The sequence below is a fragment of the Rathayibacter sp. AY1A5 genome (genome assembly GCF_002930875.1).
Classification (GTDB): domain Bacteria; phylum Actinomycetota; class Actinomycetes; order Actinomycetales; family Microbacteriaceae; genus Rathayibacter.
Genome location: NZ_PSTM01000040.1, coordinates 1 through 9,892, shown reverse-complemented (window position 1 = coordinate 9,892; position 9,892 = coordinate 1). Strand labels below are relative to the sequence as shown.

Genomic DNA, 9,892 nt, shown 5'->3' with positions numbered 1-9,892 from the left:
GGATCCGCTCGGGCACTCCCCGCCCGCCTCGCCCGACGAGCACGCTCGGGGGATGCAGAAGCCGAGTCAGTCCTCCGGCCCGGTCGGGAAGCTCTGCAGGCTCACGCGCAGATCCTGCCCGTCCTCGACGTCGTACGGGTGCCCCGCGGCCAGGAGCTCCAGCGCCGCGGACAGCAGGTCGACGGTCGCCGGCTCGCCCGGGCACCGGTGGTCGCCTCCGTAGTGCCCGCCGCCCTGGGCGATGAAGCCGTTGCGGTCGACGGGCGACCGGAACCGCTCCGGATCGAAGCGGCCCGGCGCCTCCCCGTGCGAGCCGTGGTCCGTCGCGTAGAGGTCGAGCAGCATCCACTGCCCCGCGGGAAGCGTCTCGCCGCGGAAGTCCAGCTCCCGGCGGGCCCTTCCTCCGACCATCGGGAAGAACGGGTAGAAGCGCCGCACCTCGTTCGCGAACGCGACGCGCTCCTCCTGGTCGGCGAGCCGCTCCCGCCACTCCGGATGCCGGTGCAGCGCGAGCGCCGCCAGCACCACGAAGCGCCCCACCGCGACCGTGGGCCGCAGCAGGTTGATCAGCTCCACCGCGGCGACCTCGACGGGCAGGAGGCCGCCGTCCTCCTTCTCGTGCGCGATCCGGTGCAGGGGAGTCGGGGAGGGTCCGGCCGTCCGGCTCGCCTCGATCAGACCCCGCGCCCACCGCTCGGTCGAGCGGCGGCGGAGTCGCGCGGCCCAGTTGGGCGGGCCGAAGCGCCCGGCGTTGTCGATCATCGCCCGGAGCTCGTCCGTGCGCCGCAGCACCTCCTCCTCGTCGGCCTCGATGCCGGCCCACGACAGGACCGCGCGGCCCAGGACCTCCGCGGCGACGTCCTGGAGGCGGACCCGCTCGCCCGTCAGCCGGGCGGCGGACGCCTGCCACTCCCGCGCGAAGGCCGAGACCAGCCTCGACCGCTGCTCGGGCGTCTCCACCAGATCCAGGAACATGCGCTTCCGCCGCCGGTGCGGCTCGTCCTCGAGGGTCTGCACGCTGCCCTCGTCCTGCAGGAGGTGCAGCACCGAGCCGGGCAGCGCGCCCTCGCGGTCGAAGCGCCCGCCCTCGGAGAAGAAGCGCGCCGCCTCGATGCCGCGCGCCATGATCACGGGCCGTCCGAGGATCCGGGTGCGGAACGCGTCCGCGCCCACGTCGTCGAAGCGCCGCGTCCCGAAGAAGTAGCCGTCGGCGAGGACGGCCGCGCTGCTGTCGACCGCGGGGAGGACGGGGATCGAGGCGGCGATCAGCCGGCCGATCCCTCGGTGTCGTCGCCCTCGGCCTGCGAGAGCTTGTCGACGCCCGCGTCGTCGACGTGGTCGTGGTTCTGCGGGTTCTCCTGCGGCTGCTCGGTCCGGTCGGTCATGGTGCTCCTCTCGCGTCGGCGCGGTGCGCGCCTCGCGGCCACGGTAGGAAGAGCGCGGCGGAGCCGGGTACCCCGTTGACTCGCGGGGGAGGGGCGGGCAGACTCCGCCGCCCTCAGCGCCTCCGCAGGAGGACCGGCGCGGTCGCCCAGACCACGGCGAGCAGCAGCAGCACGCCTCCGCCCGCCCAGAGGCCTGCCGGCCCGCCCAGCACGACGTCGAACACGAAGCCCACGACTCCGACGAACAGCAGCGATCCCGCCGCGAGGCACACCGTGACCACCCGGTTGCCGAACCGCACCAGCTCGGCCTTCCTCCGCCGCTGGAACAGCAGCCGGTGGGCGATGACGGGCGCCAGCGCCAGGATCGTGACGCACGCGGCGAGCAGGACGAGCACGAGGTAGAGCGCCACGTCGGGCGGCGCGAGGTCGGCGAAGCGCTGCTGGAAGCACAGCGTCAGCAGGAAGCCGCCCAGGATCTGCGTGCCGGTCTGCACGACCCGCAGCTCCTGCAGGATCTCGTTCCAGTTGCGGTCGGATCGCTCCTCCACCGTCTCGTCGCGACCGGAGTCGGGGGCGGAGGGGTCGACGGGTCGGTCGCTCATGGGACGAGGGTAGAGCTCACGCGAGCAGGGACTCCGCCAGCGAGATCGCCCCGCGCACCCCGGACTCGTCGCCGAGGGCCGGGCGCACGATGCGGATCCGCCCGCCGCCCGTCCCCGTCGCTCCGGGCGCGCCCATCAGCCGCTCGACCTCGGCCTCGACCGCGGGGACGAGCCCCGGCGTCTTCGACACGCCTCCGCCGACGACCGCGAGCCGCACGCCCGCGACGTAGGCGAGCGTCGTGACCAGCTGCGCGAGGTAGTAGGAGCTGAAGCGGAGGTTCGCGGCCGCCTCCTCGGTGCCGAGGCGGGAGCCGTCGACGCCCCAGCGCGCCGAGATCGCGGGACCGGCGACCAGGCCCTCGAGGCAGTCGCCGTGGAACGGGCAGGTGCCGGCGAAGCCGTCCTCGGGGTGGCGGCGGGGCAGCAGGTGCGCGACCTCGGGCCAGCCGCTGCCGGCGAGGAGCCGTCCGCCCGCGATCACGCCGCCGCCGACTCCGGTGCCGACGGTCAGGTAGACGAAGTCGTCGACTCCGGCCCCGGCGCCCCAGCGGGCCTCGCCCAGGGCGGCTCCGTTGACGTCGGTGACCAGCGCGAGCCGGGCGCCCGGTGCGGCCGCGCCGATCGGGCCGAGGACGTCGGTGCCCTCCCAGCCGAGCTTCGGCGTGGAGGTGAGGTGCCCGTAGGTCGGCGAGCCGGGGTCGATGTCGAGCGGGCCGAAGGAGGCGACGCCGACCGCGGCGACGGTGCCGTCGACTCCGTGGCCGCTGACGAAGCCGGCCAGATCGGCGAGAGTCTCGGCGGGCCCGCGGGTCGGCAGGGTCGTCGTCGCGAGGATCCGCTCGGGATCAGCGGCGTCGGCGACCGCCGCGACGACCTTCGTGCCCCCGGTCTCGATGCCGACGAGGAGGGGACGGTCGGCGGTGGCGCTCATGGATCTCCAGGGCTCGTGCGGTGCGTCTCGGGTCTCAGCAGGCGGACAGCGAGCGCACCTGCGCCGACAGGGTCAGGGGGCTGCCGAGGAGCAGCACCTGATCGAGGTCGTGGCCCTGCATCTTCACACGGGTGCTGCGCGGCAGGCAGGTCGGCTCGCTGAGGTAGAGCGGGGCGCCCTGCTTCGCGGCGACCGGGCCGACGGCCAGCGCGTCGGCGAAGCCGGTGGCGGTCGCGAGGTAGACGGTGTCGCCCAGCTCGGACGGCGGGAAGACGTCGTTGATGCGTCGGCTGGTGTCGTGGCGGTCCGTCCCGGCGATGCGCGACACGGTGTCGGCGATCTTCGCGGCGCGGAGGTCGGCCTCCACGGCGGTCGAGATCGACGGCGCACCGCCGAGCAGCTGCACGGAGGAGGGGTCGAGTCCGGCGAGGGTGTCGCGGGTCGGCTGGTCGAGGCGCGAGCGGGCGCCGTCGACGAGGAGGACGGGCTCGGCGCGGCGGCCGGCGATCGGCGCGACCGAGAGGGCGTCCGGGAAGTTGGTGCCGGTCGCGACGAAGACGTTCTCGTAGCTGCCGTCCGGGAAGGCGTCCTCGACGATCCGGCGCGAGGTGTCGTAGCGGTCGATGCCCTCGATGCGCTCGGTCGGGATCCCGAGGGCCTTCACCTGCTGGAGCACCGAGTCGCTCACGGAGAGGGCGCTGCCGACCACGACGATCCGCTGCGGGGCGAGGCGGCGCAGCTCGGCCGCCACCACGGCGGGCAGGACGCTCGGGTCGGTGAGCAGGAGGGCGCCGCCCTGCTTCGCGGCGGCGGGGCCGGCGCTCAGCGCGTCCGGCCAGTTCGCTCCGCTGGCGAGGTAGACGACGGGGGCGCCGTCGGCGAATCCGGAGGCGGTCACCGCGACGGCGGTCGCGTACCGGTCGGTCCCGGCGAGGCGGGCGACGTCGGAGGAGTAGGCGGACGGGAAGAAGTCGATGCCGCTGCGGCCGCCCGGCGGCACGGAGACGACCGCGCGCTCGTCGAGGCGGGCCAGGCGCGAGAAGTACTGGTCGTCGTAGGCGGGGTACCCCGGCTCCACGAGGCGCAGGAGGTAGTCGCCGGCGGGCAGGGCGAGGTCGCCCGTGTCCCACGCGCGGGCGGCGCCGGGGGCTGCGGTGACGGGGACGGTGTCGAGCAGCGAGTACGTCCCTCCGTCGACCCACCAGGCCTGCACGTCGAAGGAGGGGGAGGAGACGCCCGGGACCGCGTCGGCGGTGACCGATCCGGACAGCTCGGCGCTGCGCAGGAGGGAGATGGCGACGGACTCGTCGGTCCCCCGGGTCGTCCTCGCGGCCTCGGCGACCGGGGTGTCGCCGAACCAGGTCGGGTACCAGTCGTCGCTGCCGATCAGGTTCGCGCGGACGGTGAGGGGCTCGCCGCCGGGAACGGGGAGGGAGAAGTCCGCGCCCGTGTCGGCCTCGGCGACCACGTCCCCCTCGGCGTTCTGGACCTGGACGTAGAAGGACGGGTTCGCGGGGGCGGGGTGCTCCTCGTCGGCGTCGCGGAGCGCGATGGTGCCGGAGAGGACGACCTCGGCGGACGCCTCCTGCGCGGCGCTCGCGCTCGGGAGATCGGGGGCGGCGACGGCCGGACCGGCAGCGAGGCCGGCCAGCAGGAGAGCGGAGACGCCGATCGCGGCGAGGGGGCGTGCGGGCACGGCGGGCCTTTCGGCAGGATCCGCGGGAGGCCGCGGCGGACACGGTGTCTGAATGCTAGCCGCCGCCCGCCTCCGGGCGAGGGCGGGTGTCGGCGGGATGGGCCCCCGTCCGGGGGACGATGGTGGTGGATTCCCGGGCCGCCGGAGGAGTCCGCGCGAGCAGGCTCGCCCCGGCGACCCGCGTCGGATCCCCTACTTGACGACCGCTGCGGTGGCGGCGGAGGTGCGCGTCGCCGTCGTGTAGTCGGCCTTCTTGCCGGTGACGGTCACCGTGATCTTCTTCCCCACCGTGGCGCTGGTCGGCTTGTAGGTGGCGGAGGTCGCCCCGGAGATCGCGGTGCCGTTCGCCTTCCACTGGTAGGTGAGGGCCACCGGCGAGGGACCCCAGGTGCCCGGCTTGGCGGTCAGGGTGGAGCCGACCTTCGCGGTGCCGGTGATCGTCGGGGTCGCGGCGGAGAGGGTGCCCGCCACCACGGCGCTCGTCTTCGCGGAGGTCTTCGTCACAGCGGTGAATCCGGACTTCGACCCCGTGACCGTCACGGTGATCGTCTTGCCGAGAGTGGCGCCGGTCGGCGTGTACGTCGCAGACGTCGCCCCGCTCAGAGCGGTGCCGTTCGCCTTCCACTGGTAGGCGAGGGCGACGGGGGAGGGGCCCCAGGTGCCGGGCTTCGCGGTGAGGGTCGAGCCGACCTTCGCGGTGCCGCCGATGGTCGGCGTCGCGGCGGTGATCGCGCCGCCGGTCACGGCAGCGGTCCCGGAGGAGACCCGCGTGGTCGAGACGTAGCCCGACTTCGAGCCCGTGACGGCGACGGTGATCACCCTGCCCGCGTCGCCCGCGACCGGACGGTACGTGGTGCCGGTCGCCCCGCTGATCGCGGTGCCGTTCGCGCGCCACTGGTACGCGAGGGCCACGGGGGAGGGGCCCCAGGTGCCGGCGCTCGCCGTGAGCGTCGAGCCGACCGTGGCGGTGCCGGTGACGGTCGGAGTCGCGGCGGTGAGGGCGGTGCCGCCGATGCGCACGACGGTCGATGCCGCCCCGCTGTCGCCTCCGGCATTGATAGCGCTGACGCTCATCGTGTAGGTGGCGCCCGCCGCCAGGTGCGTGAACGTGAAGGAGCGTGCGGTGGCGGCGACCGTCGTCGACCACGGACCGGCGCCCGCGTTGTCGACGCCGTTGCGCGAGACGCGGTAGCCGGTGATCGCCGGGTTGCCGGCCGACTCCGGAGGCGCCCAGGAGATCGTCGCGGATCGCACGCTGTCGTTCGTGGTGCCGGCGACGCGCGTGGGAACGGAGGGGGCGACGTAGGGGTCAGCGGTCTGGACGAAGGTCGTCGGGGAACTGGTGCCGAGCGCGTTGATGGCCTGGACGGTGAAGGTGTAGGACGTGTTGGGCCGGAGGTTCGTGAAGGTCTGCGAGCGGCGGTCGGCCGAGACGACGGTCGACCAGGGGCCGCTGCCGGCCGCGTCGGTGCCGTTGCGGCTGACTCTGTAGCCCGTGATGGGGCTGCCGCCGTCGTAGTACGTGGGATTCCAGGTAAGGGTGATGGAGGTGCCCGACGGGTAGGCGCGAAGCCCGCCCGGCGCATCCGGGGCCGACGGCTCGGCTCCGAACGAGGTGCAGGAGACAGGGGAGTCGGAATAGGAGCGGTATTCCGAATCGTAGGATCGCTCGTCCTGCGAAGACGCCCAGATGCAGAACTCGTACCTGTGGACAGGCAGGTAGGGGAAGTCGATGGACGCGTCCGAGACGGGGATGCTGCCGTCGAAGTAGCCGTGGTCGGACGGGTCGTCGGACGACGAGAGATCGTCGATCGTGTAGTGGTACTCGTCGAAGTTGCAGGCTTGGCCGTTCGCGGCCGGTCGCGCCCAGCGGGCGGATGCGAGATAGACGGACGGGTCCGCCGCGACGCTCACGTTGCCGGGTGCGGGAACGTTCCAGAAGTGGCGGAACGTTGCCTCGATGGGCGCGCTCTGACTGGAAGATGCGGCGAGCGGTTCGCCGTCCGCGCCGCCCGTGAAGGGTGCGCGGAAGTCGGACACGCTGGACACCTGGAAGTAGTAGTCGTCGTACGAACGGGGGAGATCGAGCGTCGCGTTCGTGGTCCGTCCCGTCTCGATGAGACTCAGCGAGTAAGTGCTGTAGTAGCCCTCGCCGTAGTAGTCCGTATCTCTGGCATATACGTGGATCCGATATCCGGCCGTCGCCGACGCGGACGGCGTCCAGGAGACGGTGACCGCATCGGTGCAGTCGTTGTCGGTCACGGTCACGTTCGTCGGCGCGGCCGGCGATCCTGCGGCCTGGGCCGGGGTCGCGACGAAGAGGGAGAGGAGCAGGGCGAGGAAAAGGGAGACGCTGAGGGTCTTCGTTCGCATGGAGGAGGGCATCCGGATTCGTCGGAGCGAGAAGGCCGACGACTGTCGGGCCGGAGGGATCGTCCCATGCCGCTTATCGCTGCACTAAGTCCCCCATTCAGGGCGGAATTCGACGGATTCGACAGATGTCATCAGCGCGATGACAGGCGAGAGGGAGAAGGCCTTCTCCCCGAGAGGCGCAACGACGTCCCTTCGAAAGCCCCTGCCTGAGGGCGAGAGAAAGGAGCCGCGACGGCATCACAGCGCCCCGCGCGAGAGCCGCGGCGGTTTCCCGCGCCGCACCTGCTGTCCACGCGCGTTCCGTGCGCCCCACGGCGAGAACCGCACGATCGGCGCGTGCAAGACTGGGCGCGAGCGTGCTCCATCCCGCTGCGTCATGCGCGGGGCACGGAGCCACTGGACCCGGTCCGCTCATCCGCATCCTTTCGCAGGAGGACTCGAATGACCGATACCGCCGTGCTCGCCGAGGCACCCGCCCGAACCCCCGTCGCGAAGACGATCCTGATGTGCCGTCCCGAGCACTTCACCGTCGTCTACCGCATCAATCCGTGGATGGACCCGCAGGTCCCCACCGACACCTCCCTCGCCGTCCGGCAGTGGCGGACCCTCTACGACACCTACGCCGATCTGGGCTTCACCATCGAGCTGATCGAGCCCGAGGCCGGACTGCCGGACATGGTCTACGCGGCCAACGGCGGATTCGTGATCGACGGCATCGCCTACGGTGCCTCCTTCACCTACCCCGAGCGCCAGCCCGAGGGCCGGGCGTACATGGACTGGTTCCGCTCGGCCGGCTTCGACGTCCGCGTCCCCGAGGAGGTCAACGAGGGCGAGGGCGACTTCCTCCTCGTCGGCGAGCGGATCCTCGCCGGCACGGGCTTCCGCTCCGCCTCCGACTCGCACGCCGAGGTCGCCCGCGTCTTCGGCCGCGAGGTCGTCACGCTCGAGCTCGTGAACCCGTCGTTCTACCACCTCGACACAGCGATCGCCGTGCTCGACGACACGAACATCGCCTACCTTCCGAGCGCGTTCAGCGAGGAGGGCAACCGCACCCTCCGCGAGCTCTACCCCGACGCGATCCTCGTCTCGGAGGAGGACGCGTCCGTGCTCGGGCTCAACTCCTTCTCCGACGGCCTCAACGTCGTCATCGCGTCCCGCGCGACGGGCTTCGAGCGCCAGCTGCGCGAGCGCGGCTACAACCCGATCGGCGTCGACCTGTCCGAGCTGCTGCTCGGCGGCGGCGGCGTGAAGTGCTGCACGCTCGAGCTGCGCCGCTGACCCACTCCCCGTGGTCGGCGACCCGCAGCGCCGACCCACCCTCCACTGTCCACGATCCGTCGCACTCGACGCCGAGTGCGACGACTCCTGGAGAGTCGATCGTCCCCTCAGGAGGAACGACATGAGCATCACCGACACCGACACCGCCCGCTCCGCCGCCCTCATCGCCGCGGAGGAGGAGCACGCCGCCCACAACTACCACCCGCTGCCCGTCGTCGCGGCCACCGGCGAGGGCGCCTGGATCACCGACGTCGAGGGCGTCCGCTACCTCGACTGCCTCGCCGCCTACTCCGCCGTGAACTTCGGCCACTCGCACCCGGTGCTTCTGGAGGCGGCCCGCGAGCAGCTCGGCCGCGTCACCCTGACCAGCCGCGCGTTCCACAACGACCGCCTCGGCCCGTTCGTCACGGCGCTCGCCGCGCTCGCCGGCAAGGACATGGTCCTGCCGATGAACACGGGCGCGGAGGCGGTCGAGTCGGGCATCAAGGTCGCCCGCGCCTGGGGCTACCGGGTCAAGGGCGTCGCTCCGGGCCGGGCGAACATCATCGTCGCGGCGGGCAACTTCCACGGTCGCACGACCACGATCATCTCGTTCAGCGACGACGCGGAGGCGCGCGACGGCTTCGCCCCGTTCACGCCCGGATTCCGCACGGTCCCGTTCGGCGACGCGGAAGCCCTCGAGGCCGCGATCGACGACGACACCGTGGCGGTGCTGATCGAGCCGATCCAGGGCGAGGCGGGCATCGTCGTGCCGCCGGCCGACTACCTCCCGGCCGTCCGCGAGATCACCGCGCGCCGCAACGTCCTCTTCATCGCCGACGAGATCCAGTCCGGCCTCGGCCGCACCGGCGCCACCTTCGCCTGCGACCTGGTCGGAGTCGTCCCCGACGTCTACCTGCTCGGCAAGGCGCTCGGCGGCGGCATCGTCCCCGTCTCGGCCGTGGTCGCGGACGCCGACGTGCTCGGCGTCCTGCAGCCGGGCCAGCACGGCTCCACCTTCGGCGGCAACCCGCTCGCCGCGGCCGTCGGCCTCGCGGTCGTCGAGATGCTCGCGACCGGCGAGTACCAGGCCCTGGCCCGCGAGCGCGGCGCGCAGTTGCACGCCCGCCTCGAGGCGCTGGTCGGCCGCGGAGTGGTCGCTGTCCGCGGCGCCGGACTCTGGGCAGGCATCGACATCGACCCGCGGCTCGCCTCGGGCCGCGCCGTCTGCGAGGCTCTGATGGCCCGCGGAGTGCTGGCCAAGGACACGCACGGCTCGACGATCCGCCTGGCGCCGCCGCTCGTGGTCACCGCCGCCGAGATCGACTTCGCCGTCGACGAGCTGGAGGCCGTGCTCGAGTCGCTGCGCTGAGGCGCACCGTCCTCCCTCCCTCCGCGAGATGCCGTTCCGGTCCGCGACGCGCTGTGTCCGGCGTGCCCGAACGGCATCCCGCGGGAGGGGGAGGGACGTGTTGAGACGGGACGTCTCGATGTCGCGGCAGGCCGTCGCCGCTCTGCGATACTCGCGCGATGAGCACACCTCTCCCGCCGGAGAACACCCCGCCCTCGTCCCCCGACCAACCCGCCGCAGGCCCCGCCTACGGCGGGTTGGTCGGGGGACGAGGGCGGGGTGTTCTCCGGCGGGAGA

General features: G+C 72.8%; 7 protein-coding genes. 2 read left to right on the top strand and 5 right to left on the bottom strand.

What is annotated here, in order from left to right:
* Positions 1-66: 66 nt before the first annotated feature.
* The 5 genes from C5B98_RS16320 to C5B98_RS16300 all read right to left on the bottom strand — a co-directional run bounded on the left by C5B98_RS16320 (position 67) and on the right by C5B98_RS16300 (position 6,987).
* On the bottom strand, positions 67-1,173 hold the full coding sequence (locus C5B98_RS16320) for a cytochrome P450 (protein ID WP_104328114.1): 1,107 nt from the start codon (positions 1,171-1,173) through the stop codon (positions 67-69).
* A 325-nt stretch (positions 1,174-1,498) separates the two neighbouring features.
* Positions 1,499-1,987, bottom strand: a complete 489-nt coding sequence (locus tag C5B98_RS16315; RefSeq protein WP_104223741.1) for a DUF6328 family protein — start codon at positions 1,985-1,987, stop codon at positions 1,499-1,501.
* Between the two features lie 16 nt (positions 1,988-2,003).
* Positions 2,004-2,918, bottom strand: coding sequence for an ROK family protein (locus tag C5B98_RS16310; RefSeq protein WP_104247415.1), 915 nt, complete (start codon positions 2,916-2,918; stop codon positions 2,004-2,006).
* A gap of 34 nt (positions 2,919-2,952) precedes the next feature.
* Positions 2,953-4,614: a cell wall-binding repeat-containing protein gene (locus C5B98_RS16305; protein WP_104328113.1), complete on the bottom strand. Its 1,662-nt coding sequence runs from the start codon at positions 4,612-4,614 to the stop codon at positions 2,953-2,955.
* Between the two features lie 192 nt (positions 4,615-4,806).
* Positions 4,807-6,987, bottom strand: a complete 2,181-nt coding sequence (locus C5B98_RS16300; protein WP_181065571.1) for a fibronectin type III domain-containing protein — start codon at positions 6,985-6,987, stop codon at positions 4,807-4,809.
* Between the two features lie 441 nt (positions 6,988-7,428).
* Here C5B98_RS16300 and ddaH point away from each other — a divergent pair, with 441 nt between their 5' ends.
* On the top strand, positions 7,429-8,265 hold the full coding sequence (gene ddaH / locus C5B98_RS16295; RefSeq protein WP_104223737.1) for a dimethylargininase: 837 nt from the start codon (positions 7,429-7,431) through the stop codon (positions 8,263-8,265).
* A gap of 121 nt (positions 8,266-8,386) precedes the next feature.
* Positions 8,387-9,616, top strand: coding sequence for an ornithine--oxo-acid transaminase (rocD, locus tag C5B98_RS16290; RefSeq protein ID WP_181065570.1), 1,230 nt, complete (start codon positions 8,387-8,389; stop codon positions 9,614-9,616).
* The last annotated feature ends 276 nt before the right edge of the window (positions 9,617-9,892 follow it).